The organism is Burkholderia sp. LFS061 (assembly GCF_047978125.1).
Classification (GTDB): domain Bacteria; phylum Pseudomonadota; class Gammaproteobacteria; order Burkholderiales; family Burkholderiaceae; genus Burkholderia; species Burkholderia pyrrocinia_C.
In genome coordinates this window covers 1-15,311 of the sequence record NZ_JBFPFS010000032.1, presented here as the reverse complement: position 1 = coordinate 15,311, position 15,311 = coordinate 1, and the positions used below count along the sequence as shown (strand labels likewise).

Here is a 15,311-nt window from a genome sequence, read left to right as displayed (position 1 = left end):
TTGGCGTTACGCGGCGAGCAGGCCCGCGCGCGTCGTCGGCATGCCGACGAAACCCGGCAGCGCCTCGACGCGCGCCAGCCATGCGCGCACGTGCGGATACGGTTCGAGCGATACGCCGCCTTCCGGCGCGTGCGCGATGTACGTGTAGGCGGCGATGTCCGCGATCGTCGGCTCGGCGCCGGCGGCGAACGGCTTGCCGGCCAGTTCGCGGTCGATCACGTCGAGCAGCTTCGCGGCCGTGCGCTTGGCCGCTTCCTGGTCGAGCGGCGCGCCGAACACGGTCACGAGCCGTGCCGCGGCAGGCCCCGACGCGATCGGCCCGGCCGCATACGACAGCCAGCGCTGCACGACCGCCGCGCCGGCCGGATCGTCGGGCAGCCAGTGCGCGTCGCCGTAGCGCTTAGCGAGATACACGAGGATCGCGTTCGAATCGGCGAGCACGGTGCCGCCGTCGTCGATCACCGGCACCTGCCCGAGCGGATTGAGCACGAGGAACGCCGGTTCGCGTTGCGCGCCGGCCGCGAGGTCGACGTCGATGGTCTCGGACGGCAGGCCGAGCAGCGACACGAACAACCGGACGCGATGCGCGTGCCCGGACAGCGGGAACGAATAGACGCGAATCGGGGCGACGGGCTTACCGGCGACGGGCGCTGCGGAGGCAGGCTTGCTGGCGACGGACATGGAAAACACTCCGGAATCTCGCGTCGCCGGGAATCGGCGACGAACGGCCCCAGAGTAGCGCTCGCGGTTCGCGGCCAGAAGACGGATAATCACTGAAACATTATCCGCTTTCATAGGACAATCGACGATGGCCGATCTGCGCGACGTGAACCTGAACCGACTGGCGATCTTCGTCGCGGTGGTCGATGCCGGCTCGCTGACGGCCGCGGCCGAGCGGCTCGGCCTCGCGAAGACGGTCGTCAGCACGCACATGCAGCGCCTGGAATCCGAGGTCGGCGCGAACCTGCTGGTGCGCACGACGCGGCGGCTGAGCGTGACCGACGCTGGGCGTACGTTCTACGACGCGTGCCGCGCCATCGTGCGCGCCACCGAAGCCGCGCTCGACGCGGTGTCGTCAGACGCGGGGCCGCTGCGCGGCACGCTGCGCGTGAGCGTGCCGATCGACTACGGCGCGCAGGTCGTCGCGCCGGCCGTCGTCGCGTTGCGCGACGCGCATCCGGGGCTCGACGTCGAGCTGGTCGCGAACGACCGCATCGTCGATCTCGTCGCGGACAACCTCGACGTCGCGATCCGCATCGGCCGCCTCGCCGATTCGAACTATCGCGCGGTGCAGCTCGGCACGTACGAGAAATGGCTGGTCGCGAGCCCCGCGTTCGTCGCGCGCTACGGGCTGCCGCGCGATACGGATGCGCTTGCCGCGCTGCCGTTCGTAATGCTGTCGACGCTGCCGCGCCCGCACACGTTCGAACTCGACAACGCGCGCGGCGGCAGCGTGTCGGTGCGCTGCGTCGCGCCGGTCGTGTCGAACACCGCAACGGCATGCCGCGCGATCGTGCTCGCGGGCGGCGGCTTCGGGCTGCTGACGGATTTCTCGACCGCCGACGACGTCGCGGCCGGCCGGCTCGTGCGGCTGCTGCCCGCGTGGCGCTCGGCGCCGGCCGGGATTCATGCGGTGTATCCGTCGACGCGGCTGCCTTCGCCGAAGGTGCGGGCGTTCATCGATGCGATGAAGCAAAGGATCGGCGAAACGCCGCCGGCGGCGCCGGTACGATCGAAACGAGCCGCAGGCTGAATCCGGATCGCCACGCGTTTTTGCCCCGCTTCCAATCCCCTTTCCCCGCGGCTTTCCCGCCCCGAATAAATACGCCCTTTTATTCCCCAAAAAAATAGCGCATTGCTTTCCAAATTTTCTACTAACCTTATTCCCGGTAATACGCCAATTCGCGTTTACCGAAACGTTTTCAATTCCCCGTTTTATTCAATCAAACAAGGAGTCTGGAAATGCAAACCGCTGCGATTTCATGGGGAACCACGCCGTCGATTCGTGTCTACACGGCCAACGGCAACAAGATCACCGAACGCTGCTACGACGGGCAGAAGTGGTACACGGGCGCGTTCAACCAGGCCGGCGACAACGTGTCCGCCACCTGCTGGCTGGTCGGGAGCGCCGTTCACATCCGCGTGTACGCGACGAGCGGCGGCACGACGACCGAGTATTGCTGGGATGGTGACGGCTGGACCCGGGGCGGATACACGGGTTCCTAATCAATCGTGCCTGGGGCGCGAAGGATTTCGCGCCACGATCGGCGCAATGCGAGCTGACTCTTTGCATTGCGCCGCTTTTTAATTCGCTCCACATTGTTTTCATCCATTCATCGCCACATCGAACCGGAATCAAAAACAATGACGACTTTTTGACAATCATTAACCCCCAAAAATCGATCGCCCTTTAATTATTAAAAAGGCGACTAAAACGCAAAAATCGGCACGACGTCCGGCGCGCCGTGTGATTGCTGCGTTCTTTTCATTTTCAGACTGCAATTTTCCGGGGGGGGTAACACGAACGATGCGATGCCATCCGGTTATCCAATCTCCCGCAATGTCCCCAGCAACACCTTCCTGCAGCTCGCGACCATCTGCGCTTCCGGATCGCGATAGTCGGTGAGCAGCCACGCCGCGCCGACGTTCGTCATCGCGCCGACGAGCGCGAGCCCGATCAGCCGCTGCTCGGTGCGCTCCGCGGGCGTCGCCGCTTCGCGCGGCGCGCCGATCGCCATGATCAGCTTGCCGAAGTCGATCAGCATGCGCTGGTACGTCATGTCGGTATCCGCGCTCACGCCCATCACCTCGAGCAGCAGCACGCGCGCCGCGCACGGATCGCGCAGGAACGCGAAGAACGCGGCGAGCCCCGCGTCGACGCTCTCGCGCAGATCGCCGCCGCGCGCGGCGACCGCCTGCGCGACCGCGTCATGCAGCCGCTCCGCGTGATGCAGGTAGGTGCAGCGCAGCAAATCCTCGGTGCTGTCGAACGCCGCATAGAAATAGCGATCGTTCAGCTTCGCTTCCCGGCAGATCGCCCGCACGGTCGCCTTGCGGAACCCGACCGTGCCGAACACGCGCGTCGCCGCGCGGATCAGCGCATCGCGCCGCTCGGCGGCACGCACCTCGGGCGCCACGCCGCCGTACGACCGGCCCCGTTTTTTCGTTTCGAGTGCTTTCTCCATTCCGCTATTTGACATCAGGACACCCTAAAACTAAAGTGGTGACGACCAACACCACAATAGACGCTCCGCCGGCACAGTACCAGCGGAGCGGGAGGAGCAACGGATGAACGGGTTTTCCGGCAAGGTCGCCGCGATCACGGGCGCCGGTTCGGGCATGGGTCGCAGCCTCGCGGTCGAGCTCGCGCGGCGCGGCTGCGAGGTCGCGCTCGCCGACGTCGGCGAAACCGGGCTCGCCGGCACGGCGGCCGCGTGCGCGCAGCACGGCGTGCGCGTGAGCACGCGGCGGCTCGACGTCGCCGACCGCGATGCGGTGTTCGCGTGGGCCGATTTCGTCCGCGCCGAACACGGCAAGGTCAACCTGATCTTCAACAACGCTGGCGTATCGCTGGCCGCCAGCGCCGAAACCGCGCGCATCGCCGATCTCGAATGGATCGTCGGCATCAATTTCTGGGGCGTCGTGCACGGCACGCAGGCGTTCCTGCCGCACCTGCGTGCGTCGGGCGACGGCCACGTCGTCAACACGTCGAGCCTGTTCGGGCTCGTCGCGATGCCGACGCAAAGCGCGTACAACGCAACCAAGTTCGCGGTGCGCGGCTTCACCGAGGCGCTGCGGATGGAACTCGAACTCGACGGCGCGCCGGTGAGCGCGACCTGCGTGCATCCAGGCGGCGTCGCGACGAACATCGTCGATGCGGGCCGCGTCGATACCAGCATTCACGCGCTCACGGGCCAGGACGAAGCGACCCACCGCCGGCAGGCGAACCGCCTGATCAGCGCGACGACGGCCGACGATGCCGCGCGGCAGATCCTCGCGGGCGTCGAGCGCAATGCACGCCGCGTGCTCGTCGGCGCCGACGCGCGCCGGCTCGACCGGATCGCGCGCCTGCTCGGCGCCGGTTACCAGCGGCTGATGCTGCGCCATGTGCGCCGCGCCCGTGCACGCAATCTCGAACGCACCCACGCCCCGGCCGCACGCCCGGCCACGCCGACCAAGGACCTCGCATGACCTCGACGACGACCGACCGGCGCGACGCGCCGCCCGCCCCCGGCGCCCGCCATGACCGTGGCGACGGCAACGACCTCGACGTGCTGATCGTCGGCGCCGGCCTGTCCGGCATCGGCGCCGCGTATCACCTGAAACAGCGCTGCCCGCATGCGAGCGTCGCGATCGTCGAGGCGCGCGACGCGATCGGCGGCACCTGGGACCTGTTCCGCTATCCGGGCGTCCGTTCGGATTCCGACATGTTCACGCTCGGCTACAGCTTCCGCCCGTGGCACAGCGACAACGCGATCTCCGACGGCCAGACGATCCTCGACTACATCCGCGACACCGCGCGCACATACGGGATCGACAAGACGATCCGCTACGGTCAGAAGGTCGTCGCGGCCGACTGGGACTCGAACCGCGCGCGCTGGACGGTGCGCATCGAGCGCACGCGCGACGGCGCGACCGACACGCTCGTCTACACCTGCCGCTTCCTGTTCATGTGCAGCGGCTATTACGACTACGACGCAGGCTATCTGCCCGACTGGCCCGGCATGGACACGTTCGAGGGCAAACTCGTGCATCCGCAGCACTGGCCGAAGGATCTGACCTACGCGAACCGGCGCGTCGTCGTGATCGGCAGCGGCGCGACGGCCGTCACGCTCGTGCCGTCGATGGCGGCCGACGCGCGGCACGTGACGATGCTGCAGCGCTCGCCGACCTACATCGTGTCGCTGCCCGCGCGCGACAGGATCGCGAACGCGCTGCGCCGCGTGCTGCCGTCGCGGCTCGCGCACCGGCTCGTGCGCGTGAAGAACGTGCTGCTGACGATGTACCTGTACAACGTGTCGCGCCGCAAGCCCGACCAGACGAAGAAGTTCATCATCCGCGCGGCCAGCAAGCAGCTCGGCCCCGGCTTCGACGTCGCGAAGCACCTCACGCCGCGCTACATGCCGTGGGACCAGCGCGTGTGCCTCGTGCCGAACGGCGACCTGTTCAAGTCGATCCGCGCGGGCCGCGCGTCGATCGTCACCGACGAGATCGAGCGCTTCACGCCGACCGGCCTCACGCTGAAGAGCGGCCAGCAGCTCGACGCGGACGTGATCGTCACCGCGACCGGGCTGAAGGTGAAGCTGCTCGGCGGCGCGCGCGTCACGGTCGACGGCCGCACGGTCGACCTGCCGGAGACCGTGTCGTACAAGGGAATGATGTACAGCGACGTGCCGAACCTCGCGTCGTCGTTCGGCTACACGAATGCATCGTGGACGCTGAAGGCCGAGCTGATCGCGCGCTACGTGTGCCGGCTGCTCAACCACATGCGCGCGAACGGCTACGACACGTGCGTGCCGCGGCTCGGCGCCGGCGATCTCGGCGACGTGCCGGCCGTCAACCTGAGCTCGGGCTACATCCAGCGCGCGGCCGGCATCCTGCCGAAGCAGGGCCATCGCAAGCCGTGGAAATTCCACCAGAACTACGTGCTCGATCTCGCATCGCTGAAGTTCAGCGCGCTCGCCGATTCGGCGATGCATTTCGAACGCCGCGCGAAAACCGGCCCGGCTGCGACAGCGCCGGTTGCCGAACCCGCACTCGAAACCCGCTGAGGCCGACATGACCCCTACGCTCCATCTGATCCAGAACGTGCTGCTCGGCGTCGTCGCGGTGCTCGCCGCGCTCGCGCTGTTTTCCGGCTACGTCGCCAGCCGCGTGACGCGCGCGTTCCCGCCCGAAGGCCGCTTCGTCGACATCGGCGGCGACCGCATCCACTACGTCGAATACGGCAACGGCCCGCCAATCGTGTTCGTTCACGGGCTCGCGGGGCAACTGCGCAACTTCGCGTACCTGCCGCTCGCGCGGCTTGCGCAGCGGCATCGCGTGATCCTCATCGACCGGCCCGGCGCCGGCCGCTCGACCCGCGGCGCGGGCTCGCAGGCGAACGTGTTCGCGCAGGCGCGCACGGTCGCCGCGTTCATCGACGCGCTGCGGCTCGACAAGCCCGTGCTGGTCGGTCATTCGCTCGGCGGCGCGATCGCGCTCGCGGTCGGCCTCAACCATCCGGACCGCGTGAGCCGGCTCGCACTGATCGCGCCGCTGTCGCACGAGCAATCCGAGCCGCCGGCGCCGTTCCGGCCGCTGATGCTGCCGTCGCCGCTGGTGCGCCGCTTCGTGTCGTGGACCTTCGCAATCCCGCTGACGATCCTGACCGGCCGCAACGCCGTGCGCCAGGTGTTCGCGCCGGAAGACGTGCCGCGCGACTTCCCCACCAAGGGCGGCGGCCTGCTCGGGATGCGGCCGCATGTGTTCTACGCGACCGCGACCGACCTGCTGTCGGCGCCCGTCGACCTGCCCGCGATGGTGCGCCGCTACGCGGAGCTCACGCTGCCGGTCGACGTGCTGTACGGCCACGCCGATCCGATCCTGAACTGGCGCGAGCACGGCGATGCGCTCGCGAAGAAATCGGCGCGCGTGCGGCTGAAGGTCGTCGAGGGCGGACACATGCTGCCGGTCACGATTCCGGATGCGACGGCCGACTGGCTGCTCGAAGTCGCCGCCGCGCCAGCCGACGCCGTCGCACGAGCTGCGCGTATCGAGTCCTGAACGGGAACGACGCGGGGCTCGATTCAGTGCCGTGCAGCCGGTGCTGCGACGGAATCAGGCTTCGTCGTCGGGCACCGACAGCCCGAGATCCGCGATCACCTCGCGCGCGTTGCGGAATGCCTCGACCGCGGCCGGCGCGCCCGCGTACAGCGCGCTGTGCAGCAGCACCTCGCGGATCTCGACGAGGCTCGCGCCGTTATTGAGCGCGCCGCGAATGTGACCCTTCAGTTCCGTGCCGCGGCCGAGCGCCGCCAGCATCGCGCAGGTGCACAGGCTGCGCGTCTTCAGGTCGATCCCGCCCCGGTGCCACGTGCTGCCCCACGCGTGTTCGTTCAGCCAGTCCTGCAACGGACGCGAAAATCCGTCGAGGTCACGCATCGCGCGCTCGACGAACGCCTCGCCCATCACGTCGATCCGCCGCGCCTTGCCGTATTCCCTGTCCTGTTCGCTCATGTCCGTGTCCTGGGTGAAGTCGTGGTCGTGGCCGCGGCGGCGTCGCCGGCGGCCGGGAGATTTCGCGCCATGTTCACGGGGCCGGCGCGTTTCGTCAAAGATGCAGCCCTCGGTTCGCGGCTGTTCGCGTGACGGGCGGTCGAACGCTACGTAACATCCGGCCGCGCGTTACGGCGGCTTACGGGAACATCGCCACCGCCGCATCCATGCACGGTGCGTGCCCGTCGCGCGAAACCGCCATTCCTCCGTTTAAATCGCGTTGATATTCCCGATTCGTGCAACAAAGCGCGACGCCGTTTCGATAAATCCGTCATGGCGCGGAATTTGCAGAGGAGGCTTGGACACACTTCCAATGTCGAGGCCTACATGCACAATATCTTCAAAAGGACGACGGTAACGATGGCCGTCTCGTCGCTGCTCGCGCTGTACGGTTGCGGCTCGGTCGATGGACCGACGACCCCGCCGTCGATCAAGCCGAGCACGTCGGGGGGCGGCGGTACATCGGGGACGTCCGGTACGTCGGGCGGCGGTTCGTCGGGGACTTCGGGTGGCGGGAGTTCGGGTACTTCGGGTACTTCGGGTACTTCGGGTACTTCGGGTACTTCGGGTACTTCGGGTACTTCGGGTACTTCCGGTACTTCCGGTACTTCCGGTACTTCCGGTACTTCCGGTACTTCCGGTACTTCCGGCACCTCGGGTACTTCCGGCACCTCGGGTACTTCCGGTACCTCGGGCACTTCCGGCACGTCGGGCACTTCCGGTACCTCGGGTACTTCCGGTACCTCGGGTACTTCCGGCACCTCGGGCACTTCCGGCACCTCGGGCACTTCCGGCACGTCGGGCACTTCCGGCACCTCGGGTACTTCCGGCACCTCGGGTACTTCCGGCACCTCGGGTACTTCCGGTACCTCGGGCACTTCCGGCACGTCGGGCACCTCCGGCACGTCGGGCACCTCCGGTACCTCGGGTACTTCCGGTACGTCGGGCACTTCCGGTACCTCGGGTACTTCCGGCACCTCGGGCACTTCCGGCACGTCGGGCACTTCCGGCACGTCGGGCACCTCCGGCACCTCGGGTACTTCCGGTACCTCGGGTACTTCCGGCACGTCGGGCACTTCCGGTACCTCGGGCACTTCCGGTACCTCGGGTACTTCGGGCACCTCCGGCACGTCGGGCACGTCGGGCACTTCCGGTACCTCGGGCACTTCCGGCACCTCGGGCACTTCCGGCACCAGCGTCACCCCGCTCGGCAATGTCCTCCAGCAATCCGGCAACCTCGTGACGGCACTCGGCACGACGGTCGCGAACGGTGGCGCGCAGATCGGCGGCGTGCAGATCCCCGGCACGAACCCGACGACGGCCACCAGCGTCGGCAACGCGGTCACGAGCCTCGGCAACGGCGTGCAGTCGCTCGGCAACGGCGTCGCGGCCGGCCTCGGCTCGATCGGCGTGTCGCCGAACCCGCTCGGCCCGACGCTCACGTCGACCACCGGCCTGCTGACCGGCGCCGGCGGCGCGGTCAACAACCTCGGCAACGCAGTGACGAGCCTCGGCACCGGTCCGCTGTCGCCGCTCGCGCCGGCGACGACCCTGGTCGGCAATCTCGTCAACACGGTCGGCAATGCGGTCAACTCGACCGCATCGGCGCTGAATACCGCGCTGAACAGCGCGCCGGTCCAGCAACTCGAGACGCAGCTCGGCAGCGTGATCAACCCGATCACGAACACGCTGACCGGCGGCGTCACGACGCCTGGCGCCACGCAGATGCTCGGCGGCGCAACCATGCTCGGCGCCCCGCTCAGCGGACTGCTGAGCACGCTCGGGAGCGGCCTCGGCCTCGCCGGTTCGCAGATCGGCAGCGCGACCGGCAACCCGGTCGGCACGAGCGCCGGCAACGGCGTGTCCCAGCTCGGCAACACGGTGGCCTCGGCAGGCGGCCTGCTGTCCAGCGGCAGCTCCAGCAGCGGCACCAACCCGCTCGCCCCGATTACCGGTCTGCTCGGTACGCTGACGGGCGGGCTCGGCGGCGGCAGCAGCTCCAGCGGTACGGGTGGTACCGGCGGCACGAGCGGCACCGGCGGCGGCCCGCTTGCACCGGTCACCGGCCTGCTCGGCACCGTGACCGGCGCGCTCGGCGGCCTCGGTTCGAGCGGCACGAGCGGTACCGGTGGCTCGGGCGTCGGCGGCCTGCTGGCGCCGGTCACCAACCTCGTCAACGCGCTGACGCCGCTCGGAGCAAGCCTCACCGGCACGGTCACGACGCCGGGAGGCAACGTGACGGGCGCCGTCGGCGGCCTGCTGACGAGCGGCCCGGTCGGCACGCTGACGGGCGCGCTGACGACGCCGGCCGGCTCGGCAGGTGCCATCGGCACGGCCAGCCCCGGCGTCGCAGCCGGCACGGCGACCACACCGGCCGGCAGCGGCACTGTGGCGGCCCTGACCGGCAGCTCGAACGGCGGTACCGCGGGCGGTGCAGCCAACCTGCTGTCGCCGGTGACGAACCTGCTCGGCGGTCTGCTGGGCGGCGGCACCAAGAAGTAACGCTTTACCGACCAGAACCACAGGCCAATGGCCGGGCATGCATCAATACAAAGCCCGGCCGACGGCCGGCGTCACCCGCCAAGCGGGGGCGCCGGCCGTCATCCCGACGAGGATCCGATCATGAATTCCACGCTCGACGGCATCGCCGCGGTCCAGGACCGCCCGCCCCGTTCCGCCACGCCCTTCCGTGCCGGCCTGCTCGGCATCGCGGCCGGGCTCCTCGCGCTGTGGTTCACGCGCGACCAGCCGGCCCTCGACGCCGCGACGCGCGCAATCATCGCGAGCCTCGCGATCATCGGCACGATCGCGCTGCACGAAATCCTCATCTCGCGCGTCTACCTGCGCCCGAGCGCCGGGCTGTCACGCCAGGCCGTGCGGCCGCTCGGCCTCGCGCGCGTCGCGACGCGGCTCGGCGCGCTCACGTCGATCTATGCGGGCATCGGGATGCTGTACTGGCTGCTGCCCGAATATCACGGCGATTTCTACCGGCCGTTCTGGTCGCTGCTGCGCGCGCTCGCCCCGTACGTGATCGTCGCCGCGCCGTTCTATTTCATGTGGATGGACCGCCATCAGCGCGAAACCGATGACGCGTACCTGCTGTGGGGCCGCTTCCTGTTCCGCCGCGAGCGGCCCGCAAGCTGGCAGCCGGTGCGCGAGATGCTCGCCGGCTGGGGCGTGAAGACGTTCTTCCTGCCGCTGATGACCGTCTACCTGTCGAAAGACGCCGATCATCTGACCGCGTCGCTCGCGCACGCGATGAATGCGCCGATGTCGCTCGCGACGTTCTCGTTCCTGTACGACCTGTCGTTCACGATGGACCTGATGTTCGGCACCGTCGGCTACCTGTGCACGTTCCGCATCCTCGACAGTCACGTGCGCACGGTCGAGCCGACGGCGCTCGGCTGGGGCGCCACGCTGATCTGCTATCAACCGTTCTGGTCGCTGATCTCGAGCCACTACATCCGCTACGAAGGCTCGCTGTTCTGGGACAACTGGCTGCTGTCCGCGCCGACGCTGCGCGTGATCTGGGGCGCCGTGATCATCCTGCTGCTGATGACCTACGCGCTGTCGACGATCTCGTTCGGGCTGCGCTTCTCGAACCTCACCAACCGCGGAATCATCACGTCGGGCCCGTACCGCTTCACGAAGCATCCGGCGTACATCACGAAGAACCTGTCGTACTGGATGGTGTCGGTGCCGTTCGTCGAGCCGCTCGGCTGGGAGGTCGGGCTCATGCACTGCGCCGCGCTCGTCGCGGTCAACCTGATCTATTACCTGCGCGCGAAGACGGAAGAACGCCACCTGATGCGCGATCCGGACTATCGTGCGTACGCCGAATGGATCGCGCAGCACGGGTTGTTTGCACGGATCAGGCAGGCGTTCGGGGTGCAGCAGCCGGCGTGACGCGTCGGCCGGCGGCCGGGGAGGCGCTGCGTTGCCGCTCCGGTCATCGAATGGACGTCGGCGTTTCACCGGTTCCGGATATACAAAGACAGTCGCCACGCACTTTCCCCAATCGCCATGCGATCCGTGTTCGCACGCATCGTTCGGCGCGAAGGCGCGCGGCCGCTTGCGGCCAATTGTCGCGAAACGCCGCGATTCCCCGCTTTTCGTCGCTTTTCTCCGCCAGTCCGATTGCCCGCCCCCGGCACCTCGCGTATGGTGCTGGCCGTCCGCGCTCGAACCGTCGCGCGGACACCCGACCGTCGTCCCGCACGACGGCCGTGCGGGCCGTGCCCGCCGCTCACCGTCTCCGCGATGCCGCCCGCCGGTACCGCGCATTGATGAGGAAAGAGGCGTGATCCACAAAGTCCTGATCCTGTTCGCACTCTGCATCGCGGGCCTCGCCGCGATCGCCGCCGGTTTCCAGCACATCCCCAGCTGATTCGCGGCCCCGGCCCGCTTCGCCGAGCCCGGGGGCCGCCCCCGTTCCCTTTCCCTTGTTGCGATGAACCTCTTTCTCGAACCGCCCGGGACGGGCGACCTTTGCCATGCGCATCGACGTACAGCATTCCCAGCACGACATCGACGATGAACTCGACACGCTCCACGCACGCCTCCACCAGCCGGGCCACCGCCTGCACGGCCTCCCGGCCGTCGCGCTCGGCCGCTCGGGCCTGATCGTCCGCCACCGCGAAGCGGACGGCGAATACTTCCTGTATGTCGAAGATCCGGCCGCGCGCCAGCTCGCCGGCTACACGGTATTCAACCGCCTTCCCGAAATCCCGCGCCGCGCCGACCGCTACCTGCGCGCACCGCATACGCGGCTGCGCGGCTCGGCGCAACGCAAGGGCCTCACGACTACGCTGTATCGCTGGGGGCTCGACGCGGGCCTGTGCCTAATCAGCGGCGCGCGCCAGTCGGTCGGCGCCGCGCAGTTGTGGACGGCGCTCGCGCAGCATTACCCGCACGGCTTCGTCGATGTCGAGGGCCGCGCGCTGCGTTATCTCGGCGACACCGTTCCTGACGACGTGCACGGCGCGCTGCATACGCGGCGGCTGTTGCTCGGCAACGGGTGGGCGATGACGGAATTCGCGCGGGCGGCCGGGATGAGCGACGCCGAAGCGGCTCGCTGCGATTCCGCGACAAGGTTCAACGCATCGGCGCGGACCGCGTAGCGTCGGCGGCACGCACCGCGCACCACGCGGCCCGAACGCCGATGCGATAATCCGTCCGGTCCGCGCGACGCGGCAGCGCACCACGCCAACCGAAACGCTCATCGATGACCACCGATCCCCGAACCGACGCCGACCGCCGCATCGACATCGTCGCCCTGTGCGGCAGCCTCCGGTCGCAGTCGTACAACGCCGCGCTGCTCGATGCAGCCGCGCTCGTCGCGCCGCGCGGCATGCGCATCGCGCGCTTCGATCGCCTCGGCGAATTCCCGCTGTTCAATCCCGATACCGAATACCCGTCGCCGGCCGCCGTGCGCGACCTGATCGATCGGCTGAACGCGGCCGACGGCGTGCTGATCGCGAGCCCGGAATACGCGCACGGCGTGACCGGCGTGATGAAGAACGCGCTGGACTGGGTCGTCGGATGCGAAGCGCTCGTCTACAAGCCGGTCGCGGTGCTGAATGCGTCGCCGCGCGCGACGCACGCGGACGCGGCGCTGCGGGAAACGCTGTCGGTGATGTCCGCACGCATCGTCGAGCGCGCATCGATCGCGCTGCCGATCCTCGGGAGCCAGCTCGATGCGGCGGGCATCGCCGCGCATCCGCCGTTCGCGTCGGCGCTGGCCGATGCGTTGCACGCGCTGCGCGCGGCGATCGACGACACAGCGCCGGGCCGCTAGCCGCCACGTACCCGGTGTTCGTTCGTGAATGCGTGCCGCGTTACCGCGCCTTGGCGCGCGTCACCTTTTTCGCCGGTTTCGATGTTTTCGCGCGCGGCGCTTCCTTCTCGGGCTGCGCGCCGCCGCCGGCGAGATCCTCGAGCCACGCGAGCGCATCGACGTACGACAGGAACTGCTGCAGATATTCCGGCGACAGCTCGCGCATCGTCGACAGCGACCGGTGCACGAGGCTATTCGAATTGAGCGGCCCCGCATTGCGCGGCACCTGGTCGAGCGATTGCCGGTACTGCTGCTCCGTGCGGACTTTCGACCACATCGTGCGGAAGTAGTCGACCAGATCGGGATCGAGCCCGCGCCGGTCGGCCTGCGCATCGCGCGCGAGCCGTTCGACGAGTTCCGCAATCGCGCCGCGTACGGGCGCACCGGCCGTGGCTTGCGCATTGTCGCGCGCGGCCTTCGCTTCATCGGCCCGCGCGACGACCTCCGCGAAGCCGTCGATCAAGGCTGCCAGCCGCGCGTCGAGCAGGTCGCGTGCGTCGCCGTCGAGCACGGCCGCGCGCCGTTCGAGCGCGTCGATCCGGTGAAAGCGCACGGGATCGAGCCGGTCGGCGCCCTGCTCGCGCCATGCGTCGAGCGTCGCGCGGGCGGGCGTCGAGTCGTCCGTCACTTCGCCTTCCCTCCGTTCGATGCGCTCTTGCGCGGCACTGGCGCAATCTCCACGCGGCGGTTCTTCGCGCGGCCTTCATCGTCCGCGTTCGAGCTGACCGGCTGTTCGGAGCCGAACGCGGCCGCGAACACCGATGGCGCCGGCACGCCGGCGTCGATCATCGCACGCGTGACCGTCAATGCGCGCTTGGCCGACAGCTCCCAGTTGTCCGCGAACTGGCGATTGCCGGCATGCACCTGCTGATCGTCGGCAAAGCCGCTGATCATCAGGATCTCGTCGCGTGTCTTCAGATAGGCGGCCAGCGGCGCGGCCAGCGTCTTCAGCAGGTCGCGGCCCGCGGGTTGCAACTGGTCGGAATTCAGCGCGAACAGCACGTTGCCGCTGATGCCGATGCGCCCGTTCACGAGCGTCACGCGGCCGGCCGCGAGCGGCCCGGCGAGCGCCTGTTCGAGCGACTTGCGCTGCTGCGCTTCGAGCTGGCGCGCACGCACGGCTTCCTCGAGCTTCGACGTGAGCTGAAGCTGCATGCCGATCACGCCGACGAGGATCAGCACGAACGCGCCGAGCAGCACCGACATCAGGTCGGCGAACGCGGGCCATACCGGCGCGGATGGCGCGCCGCCGTCGATTTCGTCGTGCATGCGTTACGCTCCGACAGGCGCCCGCCGGCCGGCGAGCTGCTGCAGGTCTTCGACGATCTGCTTCTGCGACATCATGCTCAGGTCGATCACCTCGCGCGCCTGCGCGACGTAGTACTCGAGCTGCTCGTCGCTGCGCGCGAGCGATTTCTCGAGCGCGGCCTCGATGCGCTGCAGATGGGTCAGCAGCTTGTCGTTCGACTCGCCGAACACCTGCACGGCCATCCCGAACGCATCGCCGAGGCTCGCGACCTCGACCGCGCCCGCGGTGACCTGCGCGGCCACCGAATCGAGCTTGCGCGTTTCGGCATCGACGGTGTCGTTGAAGCGCGCGCCGACGCGGTCGAGCAGGTCGGCCGACGTGCTGACGAGCGCGTCGATCGCGGTGCGCTGTTCGGTCGATGCGTGGTTGACCGCGCCGAGCAGCGTTTCGAGCGTCGCGAGCAGGCGGCTGCGTTCCTCGAGCGTCGCGGTATCGCGCACCATGCTGTCGGACAGGCGCTGGCGCAGCTCGGCGACGACGTCGGCCGCGGCCTTCGGCGCCTCCGACGCGGCCTGCACGAGGCGCGCGATCTCGTTGATCGTGTCGCTCGCGTGTACCTGCGCCTGCGCGGTGATGTCGTTCGCGGTGCGGGCCAGCGTGTCGCAGATGTCCTGCTGGCGCGTCGCGGCCAGCGCGCTCGTCTGCGCCCATTCGTCGCGCAGCGCGGCCGTCATCGCGGCGAGCGAATCGTTCCATGCGGCGAGGCGCTGTTCGTCGCGCGCCGCGAGTTGCGTTTGCAGGCCCGTGTGCGAATCGCGGATCGTCGTCAGCAGTTCGTTCGAGCGTTGCTCGAACGTGGCGGCCTGCGTGGTGAGGTCGCGCGTCGTTTGTGCGAGCGCATCGCAGATTTCCTGCTGACGGCCTGCGCTGTGCACGCCTGCGCGCTGCCATTCGTCGCCAAGCTTCGTC

At 68.7% G+C, this 15,311-nt stretch carries 15 protein-coding genes and 1 pseudogene; 9 read left to right on the top strand and 7 right to left on the bottom strand.

The features are described from left to right. Positions 1 to 6: 6 nt before the first annotated feature. A complete protein-coding gene (locus tag ACNQQL_RS24675) occupies positions 7 to 681 on the bottom strand; it encodes a glutathione S-transferase (RefSeq protein WP_347066335.1) in 675 nt (224 codons plus the stop codon). A gap of 127 nt (positions 682 to 808) precedes the next feature. Between ACNQQL_RS24675 and ACNQQL_RS24670 the strand changes: the two genes are divergently transcribed. Next, positions 809 to 1,753, top strand: a complete 945-nt coding sequence (locus ACNQQL_RS24670) for a LysR family transcriptional regulator (protein ID WP_347066333.1) — start codon at positions 809 to 811, stop codon at positions 1,751 to 1,753. A 209-nt stretch (positions 1,754 to 1,962) separates the two neighbouring features. Then, a complete protein-coding gene (locus ACNQQL_RS24665; RefSeq protein ID WP_072442095.1) occupies positions 1,963 to 2,226 on the top strand; it encodes a fucose-binding lectin protein in 264 nt (87 codons plus the stop codon). Positions 2,227 to 2,543: 317 nt separating this feature from the next. Here the strand turns inward: ACNQQL_RS24665 and ACNQQL_RS24660 are convergent, their stop codons facing one another. Continuing rightward, positions 2,544 to 3,185: a TetR/AcrR family transcriptional regulator gene (locus ACNQQL_RS24660; protein WP_256345941.1), complete on the bottom strand. Its 642-nt coding sequence runs from the start codon at positions 3,183 to 3,185 to the stop codon at positions 2,544 to 2,546. A gap of 103 nt (positions 3,186 to 3,288) precedes the next feature. On the opposite strand from ACNQQL_RS24660, the gene ACNQQL_RS24655 reads away from it, so the two are divergent. Genes ACNQQL_RS24655 through ACNQQL_RS24645 form a run of 3 tightly spaced genes read left to right on the top strand, consistent with a single transcriptional unit; the run spans position 3,289 to position 6,765 of the window. Further along, entirely contained in the window at positions 3,289 to 4,191 is a 903-nt protein-coding gene (locus ACNQQL_RS24655; RefSeq protein ID WP_347066330.1) for an SDR family NAD(P)-dependent oxidoreductase, read from the top strand. Next, positions 4,188 to 5,771 carry an NAD(P)/FAD-dependent oxidoreductase gene (locus ACNQQL_RS24650; RefSeq protein ID WP_347066328.1) on the top strand — a complete coding sequence of 528 codons (1,584 nt, stop codon included), beginning with the start codon at positions 4,188 to 4,190 and terminating at the stop codon, positions 5,769 to 5,771. Before ACNQQL_RS24655 ends, ACNQQL_RS24650 begins: the two co-directional genes overlap by 4 nt. 7 nt (positions 5,772 to 5,778) lie before the next feature. After that, positions 5,779 to 6,765, top strand: coding sequence for an alpha/beta fold hydrolase (locus tag ACNQQL_RS24645; RefSeq protein ID WP_204422434.1), 987 nt, complete (start codon positions 5,779 to 5,781; stop codon positions 6,763 to 6,765). Between the two features lie 54 nt (positions 6,766 to 6,819). Here the strand turns inward: ACNQQL_RS24645 and ACNQQL_RS24640 are convergent, their stop codons facing one another. Continuing rightward, on the bottom strand, positions 6,820 to 7,218 hold the full coding sequence (locus tag ACNQQL_RS24640) for a carboxymuconolactone decarboxylase family protein (protein ID WP_072442106.1): 399 nt from the start codon (positions 7,216 to 7,218) through the stop codon (positions 6,820 to 6,822). 366 nt (positions 7,219 to 7,584) lie between these two features. On the opposite strand from ACNQQL_RS24640, the gene ACNQQL_RS24635 reads away from it, so the two are divergent. Further along, on the top strand, positions 7,585 to 9,759 hold the full coding sequence (locus ACNQQL_RS24635; RefSeq protein WP_416392711.1) for a collagen-like triple helix repeat-containing protein: 2,175 nt from the start codon (positions 7,585 to 7,587) through the stop codon (positions 9,757 to 9,759). Positions 9,760 to 9,879: 120 nt separating this feature from the next. Next, positions 9,880 to 11,163 carry an isoprenylcysteine carboxylmethyltransferase family protein gene (locus ACNQQL_RS24630; protein WP_347066322.1) on the top strand — a complete coding sequence of 428 codons (1,284 nt, stop codon included), beginning with the start codon at positions 9,880 to 9,882 and terminating at the stop codon, positions 11,161 to 11,163. A 340-nt stretch (positions 11,164 to 11,503) separates the two neighbouring features. Here the strand turns inward: ACNQQL_RS24630 and ACNQQL_RS24625 are convergent, their stop codons facing one another. Beyond that, positions 11,504 to 11,752: a hypothetical protein gene (locus ACNQQL_RS24625; protein ID WP_347066320.1), complete on the bottom strand. Its 249-nt coding sequence runs from the start codon at positions 11,750 to 11,752 to the stop codon at positions 11,504 to 11,506. Here ACNQQL_RS24625 and ACNQQL_RS24620 point away from each other — a divergent pair. After that, positions 11,751 to 12,377 (top strand): histone acetyltransferase, encoded by a 627-nt coding sequence (locus ACNQQL_RS24620; RefSeq protein ID WP_347066318.1) that lies wholly within the window; start codon positions 11,751 to 11,753, stop codon positions 12,375 to 12,377. The genes ACNQQL_RS24625 and ACNQQL_RS24620 overlap by 2 nt on opposite strands. 104 nt (positions 12,378 to 12,481) lie before the next feature. Beyond that, positions 12,482 to 13,054 (top strand): NADPH-dependent FMN reductase, encoded by a 573-nt coding sequence (locus ACNQQL_RS24615; RefSeq protein WP_347066316.1) that lies wholly within the window; start codon positions 12,482 to 12,484, stop codon positions 13,052 to 13,054. 40 nt (positions 13,055 to 13,094) lie between these two features. On the opposite strand, the gene ACNQQL_RS24610 is transcribed toward ACNQQL_RS24615, so the two are convergent. The 3 genes and pseudogenes from ACNQQL_RS24610 to ACNQQL_RS24600 form a co-directional block, all read right to left on the bottom strand. Next, positions 13,095 to 13,721, bottom strand: a complete 627-nt coding sequence (locus tag ACNQQL_RS24610; RefSeq protein WP_347066313.1) for a DUF2894 domain-containing protein — start codon at positions 13,719 to 13,721, stop codon at positions 13,095 to 13,097. After that, entirely contained in the window at positions 13,718 to 14,362 is a 645-nt protein-coding gene (locus ACNQQL_RS24605) for an OmpA family protein (protein ID WP_347066311.1), read from the bottom strand. Before ACNQQL_RS24605 ends, ACNQQL_RS24610 begins: the two co-directional genes overlap by 4 nt. A 3-nt stretch (positions 14,363 to 14,365) precedes the next feature. Continuing rightward, positions 14,366 to 15,311: pseudogene (locus ACNQQL_RS24600) on the bottom strand (DUF802 domain-containing protein); the annotation flags it as partial.

What these genes read in the sequence shown, in the direction of transcription:
- ACNQQL_RS24650 (WP_347066328.1), top strand. Translation starts at nt 4,188, where the DNA reads ATGACCTCGACGACGACCGACCGGCGCGACGCGCCGCCCGCCCCCGGC.
- ACNQQL_RS24660 (WP_256345941.1), bottom strand. Translation starts at nt 3,185, where the DNA reads ATGGAGAAAGCACTCGAAACGAAAAAACGGGGCCGGTCGTACGGCGGC.
- ACNQQL_RS24625 (WP_347066320.1), bottom strand. Translation starts at nt 11,752, where the DNA reads ATGGCAAAGGTCGCCCGTCCCGGGCGGTTCGAGAAAGAGGTTCATCGC.
- ACNQQL_RS24675 (WP_347066335.1), bottom strand. Translation starts at nt 681, where the DNA reads ATGTCCGTCGCCAGCAAGCCTGCCTCCGCAGCGCCCGTCGCCGGTAAG.
- ACNQQL_RS24645 (WP_204422434.1), top strand. Translation starts at nt 5,779, where the DNA reads ATGACCCCTACGCTCCATCTGATCCAGAACGTGCTGCTCGGCGTCGTC.
- ACNQQL_RS24655 (WP_347066330.1), top strand. Translation starts at nt 3,289, where the DNA reads ATGAACGGGTTTTCCGGCAAGGTCGCCGCGATCACGGGCGCCGGTTCG.
- ACNQQL_RS24630 (WP_347066322.1), top strand. Translation starts at nt 9,880, where the DNA reads ATGAATTCCACGCTCGACGGCATCGCCGCGGTCCAGGACCGCCCGCCC.
- ACNQQL_RS24620 (WP_347066318.1), top strand. Translation starts at nt 11,751, where the DNA reads ATGCGCATCGACGTACAGCATTCCCAGCACGACATCGACGATGAACTC.
- ACNQQL_RS24670 (WP_347066333.1), top strand. Translation starts at nt 809, where the DNA reads ATGGCCGATCTGCGCGACGTGAACCTGAACCGACTGGCGATCTTCGTC.
- ACNQQL_RS24635 (WP_416392711.1), top strand. Translation starts at nt 7,585, where the DNA reads ATGCACAATATCTTCAAAAGGACGACGGTAACGATGGCCGTCTCGTCG.
- ACNQQL_RS24615 (WP_347066316.1), top strand. Translation starts at nt 12,482, where the DNA reads ATGACCACCGATCCCCGAACCGACGCCGACCGCCGCATCGACATCGTC.
- ACNQQL_RS24665 (WP_072442095.1), top strand. Translation starts at nt 1,963, where the DNA reads ATGCAAACCGCTGCGATTTCATGGGGAACCACGCCGTCGATTCGTGTC.
- ACNQQL_RS24605 (WP_347066311.1), bottom strand. Translation starts at nt 14,362, where the DNA reads ATGCACGACGAAATCGACGGCGGCGCGCCATCCGCGCCGGTATGGCCC.
- ACNQQL_RS24640 (WP_072442106.1), bottom strand. Translation starts at nt 7,218, where the DNA reads ATGAGCGAACAGGACAGGGAATACGGCAAGGCGCGGCGGATCGACGTG.